At 47.1% G+C, this 24,087-nt stretch carries 18 protein-coding genes; 1 reads left to right on the top strand and 17 read right to left on the bottom strand.

Annotation, left to right across the window (positions count from 1 at the left end; all coding sequences use genetic code 11):
• Positions 1 to 5: 5 nt before the first annotated feature.
• From BN6539_RS14620 to BN6539_RS14535, 17 genes are all read right to left on the bottom strand, one after another.
• Positions 6 to 2,150 carry an NHLP family bacteriocin export ABC transporter peptidase/permease/ATPase subunit gene (locus BN6539_RS14620; RefSeq protein WP_067540101.1) on the bottom strand — a complete coding sequence of 715 codons (2,145 nt, stop codon included), beginning with the start codon at positions 2,148 to 2,150 and terminating at the stop codon, positions 6 to 8.
• A gap of 10 nt (positions 2,151 to 2,160) precedes the next feature.
• The gene (locus BN6539_RS14615) at positions 2,161 to 2,757 is read right to left on the bottom strand and encodes a hypothetical protein (RefSeq protein WP_067540099.1); all 597 of its coding nucleotides are present in this window, start codon (positions 2,755 to 2,757) and stop codon (positions 2,161 to 2,163) included.
• A gap of 721 nt (positions 2,758 to 3,478) precedes the next feature.
• Positions 3,479 to 4,561, bottom strand: a complete 1,083-nt coding sequence (locus BN6539_RS14610; RefSeq protein WP_067540096.1) for a hypothetical protein — start codon at positions 4,559 to 4,561, stop codon at positions 3,479 to 3,481.
• Entirely contained in the window at positions 4,558 to 5,283 is a 726-nt protein-coding gene (locus BN6539_RS14605; RefSeq protein WP_067540093.1) for an RHS repeat-associated core domain-containing protein, read from the bottom strand. Before BN6539_RS14605 ends, BN6539_RS14610 begins: the two co-directional genes overlap by 4 nt.
• Positions 5,284 to 5,361: 78 nt before the next feature.
• Positions 5,362 to 5,793: a hypothetical protein gene (locus BN6539_RS14600; RefSeq protein WP_067540090.1), complete on the bottom strand. Its 432-nt coding sequence runs from the start codon at positions 5,791 to 5,793 to the stop codon at positions 5,362 to 5,364.
• Positions 5,794 to 5,985: 192 nt separating this feature from the next.
• Positions 5,986 to 6,768 (bottom strand): hypothetical protein, encoded by a 783-nt coding sequence (locus tag BN6539_RS14595; RefSeq protein ID WP_067540087.1) that lies wholly within the window; start codon positions 6,766 to 6,768, stop codon positions 5,986 to 5,988.
• Positions 6,765 to 7,664, bottom strand: coding sequence for an RHS repeat-associated core domain-containing protein (locus BN6539_RS14590; RefSeq protein ID WP_067540084.1), 900 nt, complete (start codon positions 7,662 to 7,664; stop codon positions 6,765 to 6,767). The genes BN6539_RS14595 and BN6539_RS14590 overlap by 4 nt, the downstream gene beginning before the upstream one ends.
• Before the next feature lie 99 nt (positions 7,665 to 7,763).
• On the bottom strand, positions 7,764 to 8,069 hold the full coding sequence (locus BN6539_RS22420; RefSeq protein ID WP_148484495.1) for a hypothetical protein: 306 nt from the start codon (positions 8,067 to 8,069) through the stop codon (positions 7,764 to 7,766).
• A 233-nt stretch (positions 8,070 to 8,302) separates the two neighbouring features.
• On the bottom strand, positions 8,303 to 13,660 hold the full coding sequence (locus BN6539_RS14580) for an RHS repeat-associated core domain-containing protein (protein ID WP_067540078.1): 5,358 nt from the start codon (positions 13,658 to 13,660) through the stop codon (positions 8,303 to 8,305).
• 70 nt (positions 13,661 to 13,730) lie between these two features.
• On the bottom strand, positions 13,731 to 15,308 hold the full coding sequence (locus BN6539_RS14575) for an ABC transporter permease/substrate-binding protein (protein ID WP_067540076.1): 1,578 nt from the start codon (positions 15,306 to 15,308) through the stop codon (positions 13,731 to 13,733).
• Positions 15,308 to 16,450 carry a betaine/proline/choline family ABC transporter ATP-binding protein gene (locus tag BN6539_RS14570; protein ID WP_067540073.1) on the bottom strand — a complete coding sequence of 381 codons (1,143 nt, stop codon included), beginning with the start codon at positions 16,448 to 16,450 and terminating at the stop codon, positions 15,308 to 15,310. The genes BN6539_RS14575 and BN6539_RS14570 overlap by 1 nt, the downstream gene beginning before the upstream one ends.
• A gap of 218 nt (positions 16,451 to 16,668) precedes the next feature.
• Entirely contained in the window at positions 16,669 to 17,121 is a 453-nt protein-coding gene (locus tag BN6539_RS14565; protein WP_067540070.1) for a hypothetical protein, read from the bottom strand.
• 20 nt (positions 17,122 to 17,141) lie between these two features.
• Complete coding sequence (locus BN6539_RS14560) at positions 17,142 to 18,410, bottom strand: ArsB/NhaD family transporter (RefSeq protein WP_074038161.1); 1,269 nt, start codon at positions 18,408 to 18,410, stop codon at positions 17,142 to 17,144.
• 179 nt (positions 18,411 to 18,589) lie between these two features.
• Positions 18,590 to 19,189 carry a lactate utilization protein gene (locus tag BN6539_RS14555; protein ID WP_067540067.1) on the bottom strand — a complete coding sequence of 200 codons (600 nt, stop codon included), beginning with the start codon at positions 19,187 to 19,189 and terminating at the stop codon, positions 18,590 to 18,592.
• Between the two features lie 75 nt (positions 19,190 to 19,264).
• Positions 19,265 to 20,896, bottom strand: a complete 1,632-nt coding sequence (locus BN6539_RS14550; protein WP_067540063.1) for a Na/Pi cotransporter family protein — start codon at positions 20,894 to 20,896, stop codon at positions 19,265 to 19,267.
• A gap of 322 nt (positions 20,897 to 21,218) precedes the next feature.
• Positions 21,219 to 22,076 carry an ABC transporter permease gene (locus BN6539_RS14540; protein ID WP_067540057.1) on the bottom strand — a complete coding sequence of 286 codons (858 nt, stop codon included), beginning with the start codon at positions 22,074 to 22,076 and terminating at the stop codon, positions 21,219 to 21,221.
• The gene (locus BN6539_RS14535; protein WP_067540054.1) at positions 22,073 to 22,936 is read right to left on the bottom strand and encodes an ABC transporter ATP-binding protein; all 864 of its coding nucleotides are present in this window, start codon (positions 22,934 to 22,936) and stop codon (positions 22,073 to 22,075) included. The genes BN6539_RS14540 and BN6539_RS14535 overlap by 4 nt, the downstream gene beginning before the upstream one ends.
• Positions 22,937 to 23,106: 170 nt before the next feature.
• On the opposite strand from BN6539_RS14535, the gene BN6539_RS14530 reads away from it, so the two are divergent.
• The gene (locus tag BN6539_RS14530) at positions 23,107 to 24,078 is read left to right on the top strand and encodes a tetratricopeptide repeat protein (RefSeq protein ID WP_067540051.1); all 972 of its coding nucleotides are present in this window, start codon (positions 23,107 to 23,109) and stop codon (positions 24,076 to 24,078) included.
• The last annotated feature ends 9 nt before the right edge of the window (positions 24,079 to 24,087 follow it).

Here is a 24,087-nt window from a genome sequence, read left to right as displayed (position 1 = left end):
CCCTCCTATTCCGTGGTGATCAGCTGGGTGTAGAGGCCGCCCTTTGCCATCAGCTCTTCGTGGGTGCCTCTCTCCACAACTTCACCGTAATTCATAACGACGATTTCATCACAGTCCCTGATGGTCGAAAGACGATGGGCCACGATGATACAGGTGATCCCGCGATCCTTGATGGCGTTTATGACCTCGTACTCCGTCTTTGCATCCAGGGCGCTGGTCGCTTCGTCCATGATGACGATGCTGGGATCCTGCGCCAGTACGCGGGCGATTTCCAATCTCTGCCGCTGGCCGCCGGAGAAGTTCTTTCCGCCCTCGGTCAGCTTACAGTCGTAGCCTTCACGGAGCATGATCTCCTCGTGCATGCTGGCGTCCTTTGCCGCCATGATCATCTCAAAATCTTCGATGGACTGATCCCACATCTTGATGTTATTCCTGATGGAGTCTTCGAACATGATGATGTCCTGATCCACCACAGCAACCGAGCTGGTGAAGATCATGTGGTTCAGCTCCTCCATGGGTTTTCCGTCGAATTCGATGGTGCCGGACCACGGTTTGTACAGCCCCGAGATCAGCTTGGTCATGGTGGATTTGCCGCAGCCGGAGCCTCCCACAAAAGCCACCTTTGATCCCGGCTTGATGTCGATGCTGAAGTCTTTGATCAGAGCGGGTGAATTGGTGCTGTAGCCGAAGGTCACGTCTTTCAGGCGGATATCGCCGCTCAGTTTTTTTGCTCCCTCTAAAGATTCCTTCTCGTCTTTGGTGTAATCCACGTCTGCCGGATACTCCATGACGTCCTCTACCCTCTCCATGGAGGCGCGCATCTGCTGCACGGTGGTGCCCACGTTGATCAGGGACAACGCTGGCGAAAGGAATTCCGCAATAAAGCCCTGGAAAGCCATGAGCATGCCGACGGTAAAATCCCCGTTGATGATCAGCAGGGCGCCGATGAGCAGTACCGAGCTGTTGGCAAGGGAGGTCAGAAACTGGGGAATGCTGTTCATGTAGATGTTGGTCTTCAACACTCTGTTGTTTTCGACTGATTCTCTGGCGATAAAGCCAGACCATCTTTCAAAGAAGCCGCTTTCGGCTCCGGCGGCTTTGATGGTCTCAATCATCTCGATACCGGAAGTGGTGGTGCTGTCCACCTTGCCTCTCTCGCGCATGGCCACACGGCTGATGTTCATGATTTTGTTGGATATGTAGCCTGCAGAAAAGAGGTTGATCGCCACTGTGACCAGACCCACCGCTGTCAAAATCACGCTGTACTTGAGCATGATGGTCAGATAGAGAACCAGGGTCAGAAGGTCCAGGCCGGCCGGTGCCAGCTCGCCCACCAGAGTATTGGTGATAGACTGGTTCAGACCCTGCCGCCCCACCAGGTCGCCCGCGTTCCGCTGGGAAAAGAAATGCATGGGCAGACGGAGAACATGCCACATGAACTCTGAGTTGGCCGAGACGGCAAACTTGCCCTGTATCTTTCTGAGGTAGACCGCCTGCAGATAGTTGACGACGATGCTGAAGGCCAGGACGATGGCCATGATGCCGATAAACGGCGTCAGCCAGTCTGACTGTCCCTTGGTCAAGATGCTGTCCATGAATACCTTGGAGAACAGCGGCTGCACGATGCCGACTACCGTGACAAATACCGTGGTGATGAAGACGAAGATGATGGCAGACCTGGTTCCCCGCAGCCGTTTTCTGGCGAAGTTCATCACGCTGTGCTTTTCTCCGCCAGCCTCAAAGTCATCGTTCTTCTCAAACATGATCACAACGCCGGTAAATGCCTGGTCAAATTCCTTCATGGAAACTGTCACCCGCCCTCTGGCCGGGTCGTTGATGACAGCGCCTTTTTTCGTGAAGCCGCACAGGACGACAAAGTGATTGAAATTCCAGTGGATAATTGCCGGGAAGGAAATATCCTGGGCCATGTCCAGCTCGTAGCGGAAGGCTTTTGCAGTCAGTCCGTAAGCGGCAGCCGCCGATTTGATGGCTTTGACACTGGTGCCGTCCCTGGAAACACCGCAGGCCATGCGAACCTTTTCCAGCGGCTCGATCCGTCCGTGATAAGCCAGTATCATGGCTAGAGACGCAGCCCCGCATTCCAGGGCTTCCATCTGCATGACAACTGGCACTTTGATTGGTTTCGCCATGATATCCCTCCTACTCTAAGATCAGTTCGATCGGTTTCTGATTTTTGACGACGGCGAGCGCCGTACCAGTGGAACCTTTTTTGACGGTGACGTCTTTACCCTTGCTGCTGGACCAGGCGATGCCGCTGGCGGTTTCTTGGTCTTTGTCAAAGGAGATGACCACCAGAATGCCCACAGAGTCTGGCATCAGATAACCTGCCAGTTCTTTGTTCTTGACCAGGGTGACGACCTCCTCTTCGGATACGGGGAATTCTCCGATGCTCTCGATCCTGCCCTTCATGTATCCATAGGTTTCTCGGTCAGCCGTACTCGGGGAAACCTGCACTTCCATTCCCGTCTTCAGTTCCGCTGCAGTTTCTACAGATACCACTGCGGCCATTTTGTCACAGCGGCCTTGTTCCTCACTGGCATAAAACGCCCCTGACAGATTTTCTGTAAGGGGGATGTTACCCATAAGGCCCCAGGCCAGGCCTCCCAGCAGCAGCAGGCCTAAAGCCGCCAGCATGATGACGACGCTGGGATTGATGACCTTGATATAGTCGTTCATCTTTTCTGGAGAAGAGATCCGCTCCAGGTTTGACTTTCTAAATACTTCTTTGTTTTCCATGCCTTCCTCCTATCGTAGTCTGCGACCTTTGGGCAGACTGATTTACTTCGCCTATACCTTTTGTATACGGCGCGGGGAGGCAAAACGTCTCAAAAAAGTAAAAAACGTGGAAATGACGGAATCAAAGATTCCTATTTCCACATGTCGCCCACAAGGGGCGACTCTTTGCAAGGTACGTTTTTTGAAACATACGGAAATACGTCCTATAGACGATATTTCCTATGTTATAAAAAAAACGCCATTGTGCGAGCCGAACTGTAAAATTGCTCTGGCCCGATATGGCGTTTTTTTAATATAAACAGAGTATTTTTTTATGATACACTTATGAAAATGTTCATAATCTCGGATGAGGGGAATCATTTGTTGGTGTGTAGGGGGTGGGGGTATGTGATGAATGTTTTTACGTTAAAGTTAGGTTTTTTGATGCAGTTCTATGGATTTCGCTTAACTCTATAATAATTTCCGAAGTCATTTACCTGAAAAATGGCCTGACGGCCTACGGAATCTGTTGATGGGTTACTTTTGTGAGCGGTACACGATATTTAAAGCATAAAAAATCACACAAAAAATAACCCGAATCAGATATACCCCCTGGAAAAACCCTCAAGAAACGATTCTGTTACGCGAAAAAAACCAGATACACCCAAAAAGCGTAAAAGTATTGTAAAACGTAACACAAGTCTCATGGGATTTCATAAGAACGTACCTTTAAATCGTAATTTTATAGTAAACCCATCTTCTTTACCAGCTTTCCATCGTAATCAAAGATTAAAAGCTTCTTGATATGTTCATAGTACGCTTCTATGGCGATGTAATCAGTGCAATAACTCACAACGCAATCGCTCATATCCCCGCCAATCTGGCTGGCTTCTACTATAATCTTCCTCTTGCCTGTATCCACATCCACTCTCACTAGATTGTCGTTAACATCATTGCAATACAGGCAGCCGTCTTTGTAAGTGCTGTTATCCCAGAGATAATATATATCATCCCGTCCGGATCTCAATGTTGTAATTTCTCTTCCCTGTTTGCTTTCAAGGTTATATTCGACCGCCTTCCATACCTCCTTTTCATCTAAACCGATAATGATCACAGTCTGGTTCGTTTTTTCTAGAATCTGCACGGGATAAAGACCTTCATAGAATTCATCCTCTGATTCTTTTCCCGTCGAAAGGTTTTTGACGATCAGTTTATTTTCATTTTTGTCTATAGCAAGCAAATTATTTCCATAGATATAGAATGACTCAAAGGCATACTCACCTCTTTGCAGGAGAATCTCCTTCTCACCTGTTTTAATGTCCATCCTCCCTGCATTCATATGCCATTTCCCTGCCGAATCACGTTCTCTTTCTGCATAATACACTTTGCTCTTTGATAACAGAACACCGTACGCTGACACATCAAGCTGTAACTCCTGCTCTTTTCCATTCAGTGAAAGGAGGCGGATATCCGGGGGAGGACCACCCATGCCAGCCCCCCCGTAAGCAAGAATCTGTCCCCCTACAAAACACATTTTCATATCCCAGTCCTGGAATGGCAGCTTCTGGTTCTTGATTAAATAGCTCTTATCTTTTTCGATATCATAAAGATACAGCCTTGCTCCAAAAACAAATGGTGCGCTCAGGATGGTGTTGCGATTCGTATACAGGACATAATTGCCCTGTGCGTGGTCTCCCATACGGCCTATTTCTCTTGTTTCTCCCAAAGATATATCTTTGGGCAGCTTTTCCGCCAACAGCAGATAGATCATCTGCAAGATGACTAATCCTATAATGATTTTCAGAATCAGCTTTGTTACTTTCATCGTCTGCTCCCTTTACGCCCTATTACCGACCGTGTTTTTACATTGAAGATACTTTTCAAATTCTCAAATGCTGTGCTTGGTATTACGGTCTTAACCTTTCTGACATATTTTTTCTTATATGGCACCCACACATACTCATACTGCATCTTTTCTATTCTGCTCTCTTTCGAAGCGGATAGATTTCCGTGTTTAAGTACTTCAAGCGCCATCCATGAACAATTGTGTGACGTAAATCCATAGTCTCTATATGAACGTCCAGCTTTTACTTGGTCAATGTATTTTGAACTGCCAGAGAAATTTCCTTTAATATAGAGATACTTTCGATATTTGGTAGAACTGCTATTTCTCCCAAACAGCTTATTTATATCCGTATAAACTTGCTTTCCTTTTACAGATATAAATTTCCCTTGATTGGCCATTTCGCCAAGATGAGGGCTTTTATAACCCCTCTGTCCCCAGGAAAAATATCTCCAGTTACTTCCTTTTTTAATTAATACAGCCATGTGTCCGATTGCTCTTGTCAAAAAGTTCGACTTTAGTACAATTGCATCATGCCCGCTTGGGTCTATTCGGTTGATTGGATTATTCATACAGTACCCATACAGATGCCACGTATCTGCATTCTCCCTCTCGCCTCTGTAGCTGTCCCTGGTGATAAACCTTCCTGTCCTCGGCTCGGCAGTAAAACGCAGCCAAATCAAAGATTTGGGCGTTTCTTGCATAAGTTCGTCTGCAACTCGTATAGCTCGTTGGACGGGCTAATATAGTATCTAGCGTTGAGGTAGAACTATCCGGTCAATTCATCTTGGACTGCCAGCGCCCTGCTGTTCGTTCTCGAAGCCGCTGTAGCCTGTGGCCTTGCTTTCCGTCACATCGCCGAAGTCGTCATACAGATATGATACCACCCTGAAACCTGCGCTGTCCAGCACATTTACCGTGCTTCCTTTTGCATCTTCTATATACAGGTAATAGTCATGGCTGCTTCCAGCCACGGTCTGGGTGGTGAGGCCTGGGTTTCCGTCCTCATCCGCCTCCCCTTCCACTGTGATCGTCTCGGTAATGACGTTTTTCACCGTGGATGCAGCCAGCTGGTTCCTGTAGTCATAGGAATACTCCTTGACCTCGTCGGTGCCTGCAAGGGAGTTGGCCTTACGTTCCTTGGTGATGCTGCCATTTATGTTGTAGCTGTAGCCGTGCTTTTCAAAGGTCGTTCCATTCTTGGCATAGTCCATGGCAGAGACAACTTTGTCGCCTATATTATTTCAGCAAAAAAGTACAGAATTCACTCCTAGACTATAGACTAGAATGAATCCTGTACTTTTTTAAAGACTTGAACTTGCAAAAGATTCCAAAGTATCAAACTCTTGAGAGTTTGTAGAATCTTTTAATTCGGTATTCATACGATAATTCAAAGTCCTGTAAGTTTACATATCATCAATCTGTTTATTTACAATCAATGAAATGTCTTCTAAATACTCAATTCCAAAAAATCCTTTATATACAGGAATCATCAATGTGCTTCCCACTGCAGCTTTTTTATAGTTCGTTTTTTTCACTTTTACGTTTATACTATGGCTCTCATCCTTCCTTGCATTTAGATAATAGCGAGTAAAAGGAGTATTAAAACTCTCTTCATACTTATCCGTAATTACATAAGATTCTGTACTGATTTTTTCTGCTCCCAAAACAGCATTCAGATTAATGATTTGGCCTGAGACACTTAATGTAATAATCATCATAATAATGGGCAAGATTAAAGCATTTCCCTTTTGCGAACTACGCATATTCTTTATCATAAATACTATCAGCACACCGATGCATGCAGAGACTGCCAGTATAATCAGCGCCGGTTTTCCAAAGGAAAACAGATTTTCTCTATCGTTATAAAACGAATAATCATTCCATAGCAGCCCCATACAGAATGGGACAATAAAGTTCCACCATCCGACATATTTTCGAAGCCTCGTTTTTTGGTTCAATGAGATAACACTTATTACAATCAGTATTATCTCATATAAAGTGATGACTCCCGTCGAAATTGCTGACAAATTCCTGCAAAGCCAGAAAATCAAGGCAACAAATATATTTATTGTAACTAGCTTGATTTTAAACCATCTGAATTTTTCTTTATTCTTCCACTCTTTTTGATTTTCTCTCATACTGTTCTGCCTTGCCTGTTTTCTTAACTTGTGATTCATATTACTCATAGTGTTATATTACCATCCACCTTTCTATCACTGACATAATCCAAAGCAAGAGAAATCGCACCGCCTAAACTAGTTAAGCTGGTTACTATATATACCACAGTATCTGCCCTTGCAGATTTAAAAATTTTCACTAATCGTGTTAATCCGTTTGTAATTGCCGCAGAAGAGCCGATTCTAATCGTATATCCGGTAGCTCTCCAAATGGCTTTCCTGATTTTCGTATAAAACCTGCTATACGCACCTCTTACTTTCGGAATTGCTCCTAACAACTTTTGTGAAGCAGTTTTTCTACCAAATTTATTAAAAGCCTTCTTTATTGATTTACCAACTAAATCATACGACCATTTCCACCACCCGGCAAATATAGTTAATATACCATCAATTGCCAGAGTAGAAATCCATGTTTTAATTGTTCTCTTCCTATGCCCTGTCGGATCCACGTAGTTGATCGGGTTATTGGCGCAGTACGCATACAGATGCCACGTATCTGCGTTCTCCCTCTCGCCTCTGTAGCTGTCCCTGGTGATGAACCTTCCGGTCCTTGGCTCGTAATATCTTGCGTTGAGGTATAGCAGTCCAGTCATCTCGTCATGGACCGCTCCGGTGTACTGCAGTTCGTTCTCAAAGCCTCTGTAGCCTGTGGCTTTGCTCTCGGTCACGTCCCCGAAGTCGTCATACAGATATGATACCACCCTGGAGCCTGCATTGTCCAGCACAGTTACCGTGCTTCCCTTTGCATCTTCCGTATACAGGTAGTAGTCATAGCTGCTCCTGGCCTCGCATTCAGTTCTAAAAGTATCAGAACCGTTGAGCAGGTTGAAGGATTTCAGATTGCCGCTTCCGTCGTCGGTATACAGCACGCTGCCCAGTCGGAGTCGTGGATTCCTATCTAGCATGTTCTCCAACGATAACTCATTTGATTGCGTCCATATCGGGCTTACAAAAAATACAGGGTAGGCATTTAGCCTACCCCATATATCAACTTACATCCCTTCTCACGAATTAATTTCGTAGGGAACATTCAATTGTTCTAATAGCTCTCTGGCAATCTTTTTGTCGCCAAAGATTATTCCTCCCAATTCATCGATAAGCAAAACGATATCCACTCCTGGGAAGTAAATGTAAGAGGTTCCTACACATCTGCATCCACATCTTGCCAGCTTTAATAGGCAAGGCAGTTCTTCGATGATTACGCATTTCCAGCAGATGCTTCGGATCAACTTACGGTCTTCCAGCTTCATTGTCAGTCTTGCATAAGGGTTATCTACAGGATCATCGCTATTGCTGCCCTGAACAACCATTACTTCAGTACCTCCATTCGTAGAGTGTAATATTTTACATAACTCAAGCATCTTACGCTCGTAGTACATGTAGGTGCCCAATCTTACCGTTCTATTACGGCAGCGCTGAAAAAAAATGTCTTCCCCCTGGTACAGAAGGCAGAATCGTGTGACTCTTTCTGTCTCAGTTTCTAATACATCGTGTAATTTTTCTATATTCGCCTTGTCGAATATATCAAATATAATATTATTCACTATTCTCCCCTTATACTACCATTATTTCTTACTGAAGCGATACGATCCATCGCTTTGTTAAATAACTTCCAAGCTGATCCACCATGTCCGTCAAAATCTTTTTTGATTCTCCAACCTTTAGGTCCTTTGTATCCTTGATTTCCAGGTAACCTCGTTTTAAACTTACTCAGATCTACTCTTCCATCCGGTTTTAACAAATCATTTGGGATTTTTCTCCTGATAAATTCAATTTCCCGGGCTTTTTGGGCCGTATTTTTAGAGGCTTTTGAGGAGGCTTTTGATTTGCTGAACTGTTTTTTTGCCTTTCCTTTGCTTTTCGCCTTTTCTGCCTTCGCCTTGTAATACTTAGCTCCGTGATAGACTACCACGCCCAGCACTGCGGTTATTACCAGCAAGGTTCCCGCAGGGCTTGTTATAAAAGCTCCGACTGCTGCTACACTTTTCGCAACCCTATAAGTCTTATAACCCATATAAACAGCCTGTGCATAGTGCCTGCTCGGATCCACATAGTTGATCGGGTTATTTGCACAATACGCATACAGATGCCACGTATCTGCATTCTCCCTCTCACCTCTGTAGCTGTCCCTGGTGATGAACCTTCCGGTCCTTGGCTCGTAGTATCTGGCGTTGAGATACAGCAGTCCTGTCAGCTCGTCATGGACCGCGCCGGTGTACTGCAGTTCGTTCTCAAAACCGCTGTAGCCTGTGGCTTTGCTCTCGGTCACATCGCCGAAGTCGTCATACAGATATGATACCACCCTGGAGCCTGTATTGTCCAGCACATTTACTGTGCTTCCCTTTGCATCTTCCGTATACAGGTAGTAGTCATGGCTGCTTCCGACCTTCCGTTCAGTTCCAAAAGCGTCCGCCCCGTTGAGCAGGTTGAAGGATTTCAGACTGCCGCTTCCGTCATCGGTGTACAGCACGCTGCCCAGCTGGTAGAAGTAATTTGTGACATCGCTGCCATCCTTCTTCTGCACGCGCTGGCCGTCCCCGCTGTAGAGGCTGCTCTGGGTCTTGGAGCCTTCCGTGTAGGTCTCCAGCATGTTCTCCGGCGTATAGGTGTAACTCTTGTTCACGCTGCTTCCGCCTATCGTGCCGGTCACCTTGGTCTGGTTGCCGTCTGCGTCATAGGTGTAGGACAGGCTGGTGCCTGTTCCGCTTTCACCCGTCAGCTGGTTCAGCCCGTTGTAGGTGTAGGTGGTGGCTTTGCCGTTCTCCGTCTTCTTTGTCCGGTTTCCTGCCGCATCATAGGCATAGGCGGTCTGCAGCTTCGCCTCCTCCCTGGTCACCGTCTGGGTGGTGTATGTCGGATTCCCGTCCTCGTCCGCTTCCCCTTCCACTGTGACCGTCTCGGTGATGACGTTTTTCACCGTAGAAGACGCCAGCTGGTTCCTGTAGTCATAGGAATACTCCCTGACCTCGTCGGTGCCTGCAAGGGCGTTGACATTGCGTTCCTTGGTGATGCTGCTGTTCTTGTTATAGCTGTAGCCGTGCTTTTCAAAGGTCGTGCCGTCCTTGGCATAATCCATGGCAGAGACACGTCCGAAGACATCATAGCCGTAGGTCAGCAGCGCATGGCTGGTGGTGTCGCCGCTTCTGAAGTTGTAGTAGTCCTTCACCGTTTCCACGCTGCCGTCAACATTATACGTATAGGCTTTGGCAAGATATGTGCTCCCGCCAATCTTCACGCGGATATCGCTGAGCCTGCTTCCGCTGTAGTTGTAGACCAGTGCGTCCACCTCGCTGCCGGACGCACTGCCGTAATTGACAGCGGTGATGCGATCCTTCAGGTCGTAGGAGTAGGTGATGGTATACGGTGATAAATCAGACGGGATACTGCTACCGCTGACTTCCGCAGTGGATTTCAGTCGTTTCAGCCCGTCATAGGTGTTGTAGACGTAGTGGTACAGGGTCTGGCTGCTGCCGCTGACCTTGTAGTCGTACATCTCCTTCACCTGATCGTCGGCGTAATAGGTATACACTGTCTTGTATTTGGCAGTGCCGTCCGCCGCATACTGGGTCTTTTCGCTGACCCTGTCTTTTGCGTCATAGGTGTACCTAGTCTTCCTGCCGCTGGACTGGCGGCTTTCAAGGACGTTACCAAAAGCGTCATAAGAAGCCGTGGTTTCAATGGCTGCCGCGCCAGATCCCTCGTCTCTCGTCAGAAGAACGTTGCCGTCAGCGTCTGCGGTTTCCGTGCTTACTGCGCCGTTTGCACTGGTCCTCGTCACAGAGGAGCGGTACAGTCCGTCCTCCCCTGCCTCTCTGTAGGCATAGGTGGTCTGGTTGGATTCGCCTCCCTTGCCAGTCAGCTTCACACCAGTGATCCTGCTCTGTTCATCGTAGGTAAACAAAGTGGTATTGCCTTCTCCATCAGTCTGAGATGTCAGGTTGCCCGCTTTGTCATAGCCCGCGGTTTCGCAGATGGTGTCTGCGCCGAGGATGTAGCTTCCCGATGCGCTGTCCCATACCGGGTTCTGCAGGGTAGCCGTCTCGTTGCCGTTTTCGTCCAGGACATGGAGCGCCAGAAGTCCGGTATTCTCGCCTGTCTTGGTGTAGGAGGTCAGCTGATTCCCGGAAAGGTCGTAGGAATAATCCGTGACGACGCCGTCTGCTTCCTGGCGGACCGTCCTTCCCAGGCCGTCCTGGTAAGTGACGTTCATAACAAGGCCGTCCACCGTTTCCGTCGTTGTAAGGGCATTCTGATAGTTCTTCTTACTGTCTTTGCCCTCATTGACGCTGACATCACCGTAGCTGTAAGTGTTCTGGCTCACCTGGGTCAGCCCTTCGCCACTCTTTGCCGTTCTTGTCACACGGTTCATAGCGTCATACTGGTAGCTTGATGTGATGCCGTCTGTACCGGTCTCGCTGAGCAGTGTGCCGTTTCCATCATAGGTCTTAGACTCCGTGGTCGTATTGACTGTTCCTTCGATATCTGCAAGAGAGCCATTCACCTTTGACGTGGTAGTCGTGATTCCGGTCATACGTCCAAATCCGTCATAAGTAAAGGTCTTCGCTTCTTTACTGATTTTCTGGCTGCTTGTGCCAAAGGCTGTGTAGGTATAGGTCACAGAGGACAGTTCTCTTCCCATGACGTCATAGGTAACCTCGGTCACCGTCTTATTCTCTCCCGAGACCGTCGTCGTGGTTTCCTTCTTCTGACCGCCTGCAAGCATCTGAATGTCGATATCGGTGGAAGAGATGCAGGTACCGTCTTCTATCAGGTACTCCGCCTCGCTCTTCAGCGCACCCTTCGCCGTATCAGATGCCTCGGTATAATAGGTGTAATTGGTAAAGGTTCCTGCCACGTTATCCACAAGCCTTGTCATATTGCCGTACTGGTCGTACTGGTAGACCTCGTCCGCTGTCTTAACGCCGTCTTCCGTGGTCTCTGTATAACTAGATGGTTGGTATTCCGTCCACTCCCCGTCATGGGCGTAGAAGAAATCGCTGACCGCGGTGTCTTCGTCATGCTCCTCTATGACAAGTTCCTTATCGTCATAGGTATAGGTGGTCGTTTTCTTCTTTTCGCTCATGACCACGCTGCCCCCGTTCGTTCCGTCCTTGTTCAGCGTACCAAAAGACACTGTCTCGGTTTCCTTGGTTAGCAGGCTGTCCATATATTCGTAAGTCGTACTCTGCTCCTGGTCGCCAAGGATGTCCGTATGTCTGGTGCACTGGCCAGAGCCGTCAAACTCGTCTTTTTCCTGTTTCACAACCGCTCCGCCTGCCAGTTTCTCCGTTAGGGTATAGTCATCTGACCGTGTCATGCGGATGCTCTCAGCGGTTCCTCCTGCCGCAGGATAGTTGAATCTGTCCATCTTTCCGTCGCTGCCGCTGTACTGGATGCTGTAGGCATTGCCTGTTCCGTCTGTCAGAGACGTCATCTTCCTGCCGTTATAACCATAGGAATAGGTGATGCCGCCGCTGGCCTGTCCTGCTGGGTATTTTGTCACGCCGGTCAGCAGGGAGTTCTGATAGTTGTAAACGATCTTCTGCCCGTCAGGCAATGTCATATCGTGAATGGTCAAAGCGTCGCTTCCGCCTGCCGACTCGTTGTAGGTGAACTCCACGGAGATGTTATTGCCTGTGGTGATCTTATCTAAAAGTCCCCGCTTCTCATCGTAATGGAACAGGAGCAGGTTTCCGTTAGATTCCTCCATCCAGACCAGTTTTCCACTGGTATCAAAGTAGAAGGTCTGACTGTCCCTGGTGGTCATGGTGTAGGCGCTGGTCACATTGACCGTGGTCACCTGGTTTCCACCGTCTGCGTCAGGGTTGTTCAAGGCGATGGCCTGGGTCTTGTCTTCTTTTTTCAGATTCACGTGTTTGCCCAGGCTGGAGATGTAGGTGTCCCCATCTGTTTTGAACTGATGAAGGGTTCCGCTTCCATCGCGGAGCACCAGGATGCCGTCTTCCAGACTGTTGTCCTTACCCAGCTTGAGCAGCTCGATATCGTAGCTATGGGTCCAGCCGTATCCGAAGCCGGATTTGCTGGTTGCCATGCTATTATAGGTCCTGGTCAGAGCCACGTCCAGCTGTTCATTGGGGATTTCCGCATCGGTCTGTTCATAGAGGAAGTTCCCCTGGCTCTTCTCGATATAGCCGTTTCCGGCTGGCGTTGCAATATCTGCATAAGCCCAGTACTCCTTATGACCGAGGGCTTTCTTGTACTCATTGCGGTCTATCGGCGTGCTCTCTGCAGTGTCGGAGTAACTGCTGGCCGAGACCACGTTACCTTCTTTGTCTTTCACCACAGCTCTGACCTTGTAATACAGGGAAATACTGTAGTTGGTATTGATGTCGCACCAATAGCCGTCAGTCACGTCTTCTGCAACCAATGTGGTCTCGCCCGGAACAAAGTTTTTCAGGGTGCTCCTGTAGACTTCGTAGGTGAGGCCTTCCGGCACGTCTTCCGGGATATCCCAGCGCACGTAGGTCTTGTAATTGATTTTGTCCTGCGCTGTGACATTTTCAGGCCAGTAACCTTCGGCAGAGGATACCTCAAAGGTCTCTTTTTCCATGACGGCAAATTGCATAGTGCAGGCTACATTTTCAAGAAGGGCTGGATCTTCCGCTGCCGCTTTGATATGGAAACCCGACGCAGCAATCTGCTGCTTGTTCAAATTTAGAACGTAGGTCAATTCTCCCGGCGTAATCTGCTGGTATTCGCCGTCGCCAGCCTTCGCATACCAGGTGACGCCCTCTGTCTGGGATGTATTGAGGGTGAAACCCACTGCCTCTTCGAGGAGCGGCATGATCATTTCAGATTCATTCCCCTCAACTGCCGGCATGGTCAGATCCAGGCTGATGGCATTGGTAAAGATATCGCCCGAATCTGTCTTTTCAATCAAAAAGAGCCGCTGCCGCGGCAGCTTTTCTGGCCGCCGTCAGCAACAACTCTTTCCTTTTCATATATTGGATTTAGATCAGCCCCTGCTCCTTGGCAAACTCTCTTGCCACGTCAGCCGGTTCTTTTCCTTCTTCGTCAACCTGATAGTTCAGTTCCTGCATGATCTCATTGGTGAGAATCTTGCTCAGTTTATTGATGACATCTTCCAATTCCGGATACTTATCCAGCATCTCTTCGTTGATGATTGGAATCGCATAGTACGGAGGGAAGAAGCCGTCGCTGTCTTCCAGGACTTTCAGGTTATACTTTTTCAAAAGACCGTCCGTAGCATAAGCGTCGACGATATCCGTTTCGCCATTCTTCAAAGCGGTAAATCTCGGTGATCCGTCAATAGCTAAAGTCTTTTTGAAGTTAAAATCATATTTCTTCAGCAGTCCCGGCAGACCGTCGTCCGGTCTGTTCTGGAATTCCATCGTGGTACCCAGAATTAGCTGAGAGTCACACTTGAGCAAATCTTTCATGGTCTTGAGGCCGTACTTCTTTGCCGTCTCTTGTGAAACTGCCAGAGTATAGGTGTTGTTAAAGTTAGCCTGTTCCAAAACCTTGATCTTGTACTTCTCGTCCAAGGCCTTTTTGCACTCGTCATAGACCGCCTGCATATCAGCCTTGGCCGGTTGGTTGAGGATGTTGACATAAATCGTACCAGTATAATCCACATACATGTCGATTTCGCCCTTCTTCAGAGCCTCAAAGCAGACCTGACTGCCGCCCAGGTTTTCTTTGCGAATCACGTTGATGTCCGTGTCGTGTTCGATGACATCAGCATACAGGTTGCAGAGAATTAACTGCTCCGTAAAGTCTTTGCTTCCTACTGTAATGGTCTTCTCTTCCTGGTTCATGCCGCCAATCACGGTGTTTCCAATCAACACTAAGATCAAAGCGCCGGCTACTGCCAAGACGAGTTTCTCTTTCTTTCTCTTCTTCTTCAATTCTGCCTTTGATGTACCAAAAGCGCTCTGCAGGCTGATCGGCGTTACCAGCTTTTCAACCAGTCCCATGAGGAAATCCACCAATAGCGCAAGCAGACACGCTGGAATTGCACCGGCCAGAATCTGCAAGTTGTTGACTGTTCTGATACCAGAAAAAACCAGGTATCCCAGACCGCCAGCTCCGATAAAGGCCGCCATGGTCATAAGTCCCACTGCTGTAACAGCGGAAATTCTGACACCGGCCATGATGACAGGCAGCGCCATGGGAATTTTGACCTTGGTCAGAACCTGCCACTTTGTAAGTCCAATCCCCTTTGCCGCCTCTACCATCTCCGGATCGATACTGGCGATTCCTGTATAAGTGTTCTTTATAATCGGTAATAACGAATAGATGATAACCATGACAACTGCTGGAAGAACTCCGATACCCAGAAGCGGTATGGCAAGACCCAGCAGCGCCATGCTCGGAATGGCCTGTACGACGTTAGCTACGCCGATAATGGGTTTATCCAGCTTTTTGACATAACTGATCAAAATGCCCAGAGGCACGCCGATGACGATGGCAAAGCCTACGGCGATGGCCGTCATTTGGACGTGTTCCATGAGCAGATCTGCAATCTGCCCCAAGTGCTGCGCCATATATTTAAATAATGCAATCATTACTGGCTCACCGTCCCTTCTGTACTATCTTCCGTCAGGAACTGCTTGCTCAATGTGGAAACTAAATTACTGTTGGTCAATAGACCGACGAGTCTTTCCTCTTCGTCGAGAACAGGAATATTGTTGACTTCCGTCTCTTCTACCATCTTCAGCACATCGACGATATTATCGCCTACATGAGAAACATAGGCTACTTCGTTCATAATATCCTCTGCCTGCATCAAAGGCCTGCTGGCTTTAAACAGATTTTTTCTGCCGACGATGCCGCGCAGTTTTTTCTCGTCGTCGACCACCAGCAGCGTATCGATGTGATGATCTCTCATGCGCTTGATACATCTGTTCCTAATCATGTCGCCTTTACAGGTGATTGGGTTTTTAATCATAAAGTCTTCTACCTTTATGTATTCTGGGGAATCCCATATCCTGTTGGTGCCGACGAAGTTGGCTACAAATTCGTCAGCAGGCTGTTTCAGGATCATTTCCGGCGTATCAAACTGAAGGATGTGACCGCCTTTCATAATGCAGATTCTGTCTGCAATCTTGATAGCCTCGTCCATATCGTGGGTAACAAAGACCATGGTCTTCTCTACCTTAGACTGCAGTTCGATCAGCTCATCCTGCAGGCTGCTCCTGGTTACCGGGTCAAGCGCTGAGAAGGGTTCGTCCAAAAGAATAATCTCAGGGTCGTTGGCAAGGGCCCTGATGACGCCGATTCTCTGTCTCTGTCCGCCTGAAAGTTCTGTAGGATATCTGTCAAGAAACTGATCAGGATCCAGGTCTACCATCTTCATCAGTTGCTTGGTGTTCTCTACAATTTTTTCAGTATCTTTCTTTTCCAGGCGTTCGATGATTTCGATGTTCTGGCGAATGGTCATATGAGGAAACAGGCCTCCCTGTTGGATGACGTAACCCATGTTTCGGCGGAGCTGGACTTTGTCCATCTCCTCGATATTCTTCTCATCGATAAAAATCTCACCTTTGCTTGCTGGAATTAATCTGTTGATCATTTTAAGTGTCGTTGTCTTTCCACAACCGCTGGGACCGATTAGAACGGTAAGCTCACCGTCATTGATGTCCATAGAAATGTCTGATAAGACGACGTTACCTTTGAATTCTTTCGTAACGCCACGAAATTGAATCATAATAAAACCCCCTATCTGATTCTCAATTAATCGTACCTTCCGCGGACAAGGATGTTCCTGTCCTCGAAAGAATAAGTTCCCCAATACATATAATTATACCGACAATTCTGAACAAAGTCAAACGACAAAAGTCGATAATTGTTGAAATTGACGCAAAAAAAGAGAGCCTATCTCTCCTGAAGCAGAAAAAATATACTCTCAAAACGGTTATTTATGCATTATACAAGTAACGGCGAAACCTCAGTGATTTCAGCAATTAGAGTGTGCAGCTTCTGCATCTCCTCTTCAATTTTTACCAGATTTTCCCGTTCTACATTATGCGTCATAAAAAGATTTTCAATTTCTTTGTCAAAAGTGGCTAAACTGTTGGCAACATCGATAAATTTCGTAAAATTCGTACTGTTGTATGCCGATTGAAACTTTCTGAGATCAGTGCCGATGATATCCACGATTTGTTGTTCGTTATATATTTTTCCAATCATCATCGGATAAGGACTGACCCTCTGCAGATAGATTTCTTCCTCTTTGACTTCGTACATATAGGTAATTTTCAGATCCTCTCCCAAATCAAATTTGGCAATGTTGATATGAGCCGGCGAAGTTTTAATTGATTTCGCACCCATCTGCCGCAGCATGATATTGACCATATCGTCTGAAATTCTATTTCTCATTGTATATCACCACTCCTTTTTTACACAGCATACCTGATCAAAAGATAGATCATAGCAAGCACTACTGACATTATCATAACGGGAAAGCCTACTTTTGTATATTCTTTAAAGCTGATTGGATAACCGTGTTTGCCGCTGATACCAGAGAGCACCACATTGGCTGATGCGCCGATCAGTGTGCCGTTGCCGCCCAGGCATGCGCCTAAGGAAATTGCCCACCACAGCGGCGTAACGTCTATGCCGCTCTCGCCCAAGGCCAGCACCAAAGGAATCAGGGTTGCCACGAATGGGATGTTGTCCAAAACGGAGGATAAAAGAGCCGAGGCCCAAAGCAGCACCATCATGGTCATAATTGCATGGCCCTTTGTCATATCGATAACCAGCTTTGCCAGCTGTCCGATTACGCCAGTCTCATCCAGTCCTCCTACCACGATGAAAAGTCCTGCAAAAAAGAGAATGGTCGTCCACTCTACCTCCCCGATGATATAGTCCACATTTTGTTTGCCGATGACCAGCATGATGGCAGCGGCAGTCAGTGCAACAGTGGCAGATTCAATCCCCAGCTGACTGTGGAACATGAAGCCGACGACGACTAGTATCATTACTACGATACTCTTATAGAGCAGGGCTTTGTCCTCAATCGCTTTATTTTCATCCAGTTCCATGACGGATTTGATCGCTTCTGCATCAGCTGCCAGCTTTGACTTGTACACAAATTTCATAATCAACACTAAGGCTGCGATGACGAAGACCGCCACAATGCCAGTGTTCGTAATAAAGTCAATAAAATCCAGTCCGGCTGCGCTTCCAATCATAATGTTAGGCGGGTCGCCGATCAATGTCGCTGTGCCGCCGATATTGGAAGCCAGGATCTGCGTCATTAAAAATGGTACCGGGTTCACCTTCAGCATTCTGGCTATGGTTATCGTCATCGGACCTACCAGAAGTACGGTCGTCACATTGTCCAGAAATGCGGACAAAACGGCGGTAATCACCATAAAAGCGACCATGATCTTCCACGGGTTACCGTGGGCCAGCTTGGCCGCTTTGATTGCAATATATTCAAAGATACCTGAGTTCTTGACGACGGCAACAAAAAGCATCATGCCGATCAAAACTCCTATGGTATTAAAGTCTATGTAACCGACCGCCTTATCGACTGTCAGTATATGACTCAACATCAGCAGAACGGCGCCTGCCAGGGCAACCGCAGTCCTGTGTACTTTCTCAGTCATTATGGCGACAATCACTACTAAAAAAATTACAATTGCTATGATTTCTTCCACTATCTTCACCTCTTGCTGTCAAAATTCTGCTTTTGCATAGATAGGATTTTAGCACTTTCAAGAGGAAGAATCAATGGTTTTCGTTATATTCATAATTATGTAAACAGTGCTGCAATTGTCGAAATTTGTCGAACCCTTTGCAATGACATAGCCTCGTGCAAGATACAACTTAAGTATTATTTTTATAACCCTAATGGTTGGTCGATAATCACGACTTCCATTTCCTCATGGCGCATCTTTTTGTAGTGAATCATCAAACCGTTGCAGATCCGGTCTGGGCTGCTGCAATCATGGCATTTATCTGCTCCATTTAAGGCGCAGGGCGTCTTCAGCCCTTTTCGCAGGGCGTTCTTAGGTGCAGCCACATTGCGCACTCTCCAAATGGTTTTTTCCAGATTAGGTTCAATCTTGTTAGTTCCGAAGACCAGATATACTTTTCGGTGTCCGTACAAGGATCCCGCCACCCGGTTGCCGGTTCCGTCCAGATTGACTAAGATGCCATCCTCTGTCGCTCCATTGACAGAAGTTACAAAGAATTCTGCCTGCATGCCGTCTCTGGCGGTTTTAAAAAAATCCTCCCCATGCTTTGGATCGTAGACCATGTTATGCGCTGATAACTTTTCATACAGTCCCATCGAAAGAAGCGTCTGTGAGTCGCCAAACGCAACTGTCGTCTGATTGATTTCATGATCCAGGTAATCCGCAGCGGCGGCAGCCGTCTCGAAATAAGAAACCTGGTAGTTATTCTTTTTAAAAGCGTTAACGATCTTTTTGATATCCATTTCTCCATCCTCGCTTTACGATTTACTGTAGATATTCTACATCTTATTGGGAATGGTTTCAACTTACGATTTTCATCATATTTCCCCGTACTGTTCTGCAATATTCAGGGCGTGATCGCCGATTCGCTCAAAATCTGTAACCATCTCTGAAAAAAGAATTCCTGCCTCCGCCGAACAGCGTCCTTCTTTCATTCTCTTAATTTGATTATTCCTCATCGTCTCGCTCATGTCGTCGATTTTCTGTTCATTCTGCGCGGTCTGCTTCAGCACTTCTTTGCCGTCCTTTTCGTGACCGCATTTGATACAGGTCAGAGTAAAATCTGTCAACGTTTTCATTTCTCCAGTCTCTTCGATGGCGTGATCCGAAAGCAGTACTTCGCCTTTTTCAATCGCGTAGGCATATTCTGCAATGTTCATAGCGTGATCGCCAATCCGTTCCAGATTACCGACGATTTTATAATAGGAGCTGATTCTCTCTGAGTCCGACTCAGACATTTCCATGACAACGACCTTTGCAATGTATTTGGATATCTCTGCATTGAGATAATCGATGTACTCTTCTCTTGCGACAATATGTTCCATCTTGCTGCATTTCCGCGTGATCACCGCGTCAAAACCGTCTTTCACATTCTGCCACACCAAATCAAACATACGAGCGATTTCGTTGTCAAGTTGTTTGATGGACACGGAAATCTGGCCCACCTGTCTGGTCTTCCGGCCGTCGATAGGTTCCAGGTAAATCAGCTTATGTGCCTCTTCCGCCTCTTCCTCACCACCAGGCAGAATCTTTGTCGCCGCTTTTGCCATCAGATTGCCAAAAGGCAGGAGCAGCAGTGTAGTGACGATATTGAACACTGTATGTACATTGGCAATCTGCGCTACGGTATTGCCTGGAGTCAGCCCTTCCATCCACAGCACAAAAGGCGTGGCCATACAGATACAGGTGAACAGAAAGGTTCCGATGATGTTGAACATCAGATGGATAATCGTTGAACGTTTGGCGTTGACCTTTGTCCCAATAGAAGCCAAAACTGCTGTAATGCAGGTGCCGATGTTCTGCCCGAACAACACGTATACGGCTTGGGGCAGACCGAGAACGCCGCTGGCCGCAAGGGCCTGCAGAATGCCTACAGAAGCAGAGGAAGACTGAATCAGCGCAGTAAATACTGCACCAGCTAAAATGCCTACCAGAGGATTATCAAATTTGGTAATCAAGCTGGTGAACACAGTTGAATCCTGCAGCGGCTCCATAGCGGTACTCATCATATTCATGCCGATGAAGAGCACGCCTAAACCAGCTATGATGTTGCCCAGGTGCTGCGCTTTTTCGTTCTTTAAAAAGACCATCATCACAACGCCGAAAAAGGTAATCAACGGCGCAATAGCGCTGACGTCCAGGGCAATCAACTGCCCCGTAATGGTCGTACCGATGTTGGCGCCCATGATGACCCATACCGCCTGATTCAAAGTCATCAAGCCGGCGGAAACAAAACCCACCACCATGACAGTGGTAGCCGAAGAAGACTGGATGACGGCTGTAATTCCTGCGCCCACTAAGACCCCTTTCACCCGGTTAGAGGTCAGTTTCTCCAAGATGGTCTTCATTCGATTGCCCGCCGCCGCTTCGAGGCCGCTGCTCATCATCTGCATGCCGTATAAGAAGAGAGCCAGTCCGCCCAAAAGCATTAAAACATCACTTGTGCCCATCTCTGCATCTCCTTTTATAGTAGAATTTCATTTGATGTCCGGATATAAGGCTGCTGGTCAGCATGGTCCGGACCTGATGATAGCGGAATTCATCCATTTCCTCTTCATTGATCCAAGTTCGAGTTCGCTTATTTTTGTCAAAAAAAATAAGGTTCCTATGTATTTCTGTCATTTTTCTCCCCCATCTTAATTAAAATATTTGAGGTTATTGTAACAGGTGGAACCTATTTTTCCTATTGAACTTTAGTTGCATTTTTGCATGAGCAGGATGAATCAGCCAGATACTCGTCTAACATCTGCTGCAGAACAGTCAGCAAGACAATCATTTCACATTTCTTTTACTATTGCACAATCTGCCGAGGACGAAGAATATCACGATGCAAGCGGCGATAATCAGCAGACTCTCTGTCTGTGTTACTGTATGACCGCCAAACTCATAGCAGACGCCCAGCTCCGTTTTCAGGTCTGCGGCAATCTTCGCAGGTGCTCCCTCAAAAGCAGTCTTCATCGGCCCCTCCATCATCAGATTTCTAAAAATTGCTGCTGCATGAGACACTGGGAAAATTTTGATGATCCATTGTACTGCTTCTGGATACATGCCGATAGGAAGATAGATTCCCGTAATGAAACCAATCATTGTCCCAAAGACGGTGCTGGCCACGGAAAAAGCGCTCTGACTGCGAAACAGCGATACGATAAACACCATCAGGGTGGTATTCATCAGAGTAGTTAAGAGAATCATCGCTAACACTTTGACAATCTGCTCTGCTGCCAGGAAAGAACCGCCGTTCACTACGATATAAATTTCTGCCGCCACGAAAGCCAGCAGTGTCATAGTCAGCCCTACAATATAAGCGCCTGCAATATAGCCGCCGGTCAAAGCCGTACGGCTGATGGGTGAGATATAAAAGTCCATGTTGATTTTCAGCTCCCGGTCCTTCACCATAGATCCCAGCATTCCCATCGTAGTGGTAAAGCTGGTGACAGCCAGAACTCCTGCCATAACCCAGTTGTCCATCAATTCTCTTGCCCCCTCAAACGCCTGCAGATCCTTAGTCCATACGTCACCCAGAAATAAGACATAGAGACCGATGATGATAAATACTGTTAAAAGGGAGAAGAGAACGCTGGCTCTATCGCGAAAGTATATTTTTAAATTCCTCTTTGTAAATGCAATCATTCTCTGATCTCCTTTCCGGTAATTCCAATAAACACATCGTCCATGGAACCTTTCTCCACGGTGAATTCCTTTATATCCCCTTCATACTTCTTTAAAATTTCGAGAGCCTCTATTGTCGATCCTAATTTTAGATTGATCGTTTCACCGCTTTCTGCCAGCAAGATGCGCAGCTTATCTTTGGCGTATCTGCCTTTCAAATCTGAGGGCGTACCTTTGGCGGCGATCTTGCCGTCATCCACCACGATGCAGTAGTCCGCATCTTCCGCTTCCTCCATATAGTGTGTCGTCAGGAAAACAGTCATCCCCTGCTCCGCCTGTAATTTCTTTATGGTGTTCCAAATACTTCTTCTGCTCTGCGGGTCCAGGCCTGTGGTCGGTTCGTCGAGAAAAAGGACGCGGGGTGTGTGAATCAGCGCTCGGGCGATATCCGCCCTGCGTCGCTGTCCTCCAGAAAGCTTGCCGTACGGGCGCCTTAGAAATCCCATCAGTTCTGTTGCCTTGGCCGCTTTTAAAACTGCTTTCTTCAGAGCGTCCCCTTTCAAGTTGTAAAAGCTCCCTCTGATGAAAAGGTTTTCTTCTACTGTCAGCAAATCATCCAACAAACTGTTTTGAAACACGATGCCGATATTCTCTCGAATGTGTTTATCATCCTCTCCCAGACGGGAGCCGTCTACGACGACGCTGCCGCCGTCTGGCCGCAAAAACGTACAGATCATGTTGATTGTCGTGGACTTCCCGGCCCCGTTAGGTCCTAAAAAAGCAAAAAGACCTCCCTCTTCCACATAAAAGCTGATATCCTGTACCGCCTTTACAGTTCCATAACTTTTCATTAAATGGTCGACTTCTATAATATGATTCATTTCTTTACCTCCGCTGTGACTATAGCATTTCAGCGGCATCAAGTAAATATAGCAGAAAGCGACCTGCTTTGGCAGGCACTTAAGCTGTAAAAAATCAGCAATAACTTGCGGCGATCTGCAGATTATACTATAATAAAAACAGTAAAAGGATATAGAACAGGAGTCAGGATATGAAAGACACTTTACTTACAGAAAAAGACATTAAAACCTTGGAATCCTATTCCGAAGGTTATTTTTATAAGATGCTGCATTACATTCGCGATTTCATCGATACTGGCCTCAAGGAGAAACGATTTACCCAAAAAGAGGCGGAACACGATCTGCAGATTGCATTATGGGTTTCTTACGCCTGCAACAATATTGACGAATATGAATATTACTATACGTCTGTACGCTGGCTCGCCGATGTGGAGGACCTGGCTCAGGGCTGCGGTGTCTGGTTTTACCGCTATTCCAGCGCTTTGATGTACTGTGGCAGATTGACAGAGGCCCTGGTCTATGCGGAAAAAGGCGTCATGGAAGAACCCGATTATCCGTGGGGCTGGCTGCAGCTGGCAAAACTGCGCAGCCATTTTGGAGATAAGGAAGGCGCACTGTCAGCGAACAATGCCGGACTAGCTCTGGTACCTGGTGACTACGAATTTCTCCGGCAGGAGCAGGAGCTGCGGCAGGACTGCTCTCTGGAACAGTTACTAAATCATTATATTTACGAAGAGGATGACCGGGACTTGGTCGAAGGCGATACAGACGGTCAGGCAAAGCTGGACGCCATTTCCGGCGTCGTCTGTAACGAAGAAAATTTGACGGCTATCAAAGAACTGCTCCAGGCTACGAACTGGATTCCCGATATGCCTTACTGCTCCTTTCGTTTTCCCTTTGATGGAAATAGCCTTATCGGCATCTTTGAAATGAATGAAGCTGCCGTATCAAAGCTGCCTTTGGATTGGATCAGAGAAACCCTGGAAAACCTGCCTGCAGTAGAACAGATTCAGAAAGAATCAGAAAGCCTGGCCAGGGGAATCCCTATAGATGCCCTGGTATTAGAGCGGGTGGTTTTTTACCGCAATCAAAGCATCGCTCTGTCCTTTGATCACAGTGCGGCAGGCATCCTTCAGATGCCGCAGAGACCCGTCTGCAGTTAAAATAAAGGA

This window comes from Emergencia timonensis, from assembly GCF_900086585.1.
Taxonomy (GTDB): Bacteria; Bacillota; Clostridia; order Peptostreptococcales; family Anaerovoracaceae; genus Senimuribacter; species Senimuribacter timonensis.
This window is presented reverse-complemented; position numbering and strand designations above follow the sequence as displayed.

What these genes read in the sequence shown, in the direction of transcription:
- BN6539_RS14620 (WP_067540101.1), bottom strand. Translation starts at nt 2,150, where the DNA reads ATGGCGAAACCAATCAAAGTGCCAGTTGTCATGCAGATGGAAGCCCTG.
- BN6539_RS14615 (WP_067540099.1), bottom strand. Translation starts at nt 2,757, where the DNA reads ATGGAAAACAAAGAAGTATTTAGAAAGTCAAACCTGGAGCGGATCTCT.
- BN6539_RS14610 (WP_067540096.1), bottom strand. Translation starts at nt 4,561, where the DNA reads ATGAAAGTAACAAAGCTGATTCTGAAAATCATTATAGGATTAGTCATC.
- BN6539_RS14605 (WP_067540093.1), bottom strand. Translation starts at nt 5,283, where the DNA reads ATGCAAGAAACGCCCAAATCTTTGATTTGGCTGCGTTTTACTGCCGAG.
- BN6539_RS14600 (WP_067540090.1), bottom strand. Translation starts at nt 5,793, where the DNA reads ATGGACTATGCCAAGAATGGAACGACCTTTGAAAAGCACGGCTACAGC.
- BN6539_RS14595 (WP_067540087.1), bottom strand. Translation starts at nt 6,768, where the DNA reads ATGAGTAATATGAATCACAAGTTAAGAAAACAGGCAAGGCAGAACAGT.
- BN6539_RS14590 (WP_067540084.1), bottom strand. Translation starts at nt 7,664, where the DNA reads ATGCTAGATAGGAATCCACGACTCCGACTGGGCAGCGTGCTGTATACC.
- BN6539_RS22420 (WP_148484495.1), bottom strand. Translation starts at nt 8,069, where the DNA reads ATGGTTGTTCAGGGCAGCAATAGCGATGATCCTGTAGATAACCCTTAT.
- BN6539_RS14575 (WP_067540076.1), bottom strand. Translation starts at nt 15,308, where the DNA reads ATGATTGCATTATTTAAATATATGGCGCAGCACTTGGGGCAGATTGCA.
- BN6539_RS14570 (WP_067540073.1), bottom strand. Translation starts at nt 16,450, where the DNA reads ATGATTCAATTTCGTGGCGTTACGAAAGAATTCAAAGGTAACGTCGTC.
- BN6539_RS14565 (WP_067540070.1), bottom strand. Translation starts at nt 17,121, where the DNA reads ATGAGAAATAGAATTTCAGACGATATGGTCAATATCATGCTGCGGCAG.
- BN6539_RS14555 (WP_067540067.1), bottom strand. Translation starts at nt 19,189, where the DNA reads ATGGATATCAAAAAGATCGTTAACGCTTTTAAAAAGAATAACTACCAG.
- BN6539_RS14550 (WP_067540063.1), bottom strand. Translation starts at nt 20,896, where the DNA reads ATGGGCACAAGTGATGTTTTAATGCTTTTGGGCGGACTGGCTCTCTTC.
- BN6539_RS14540 (WP_067540057.1), bottom strand. Translation starts at nt 22,076, where the DNA reads ATGATTGCATTTACAAAGAGGAATTTAAAAATATACTTTCGCGATAGA.
- BN6539_RS14535 (WP_067540054.1), bottom strand. Translation starts at nt 22,936, where the DNA reads ATGAATCATATTATAGAAGTCGACCATTTAATGAAAAGTTATGGAACT.
- BN6539_RS14530 (WP_067540051.1), top strand. Translation starts at nt 23,107, where the DNA reads ATGAAAGACACTTTACTTACAGAAAAAGACATTAAAACCTTGGAATCC.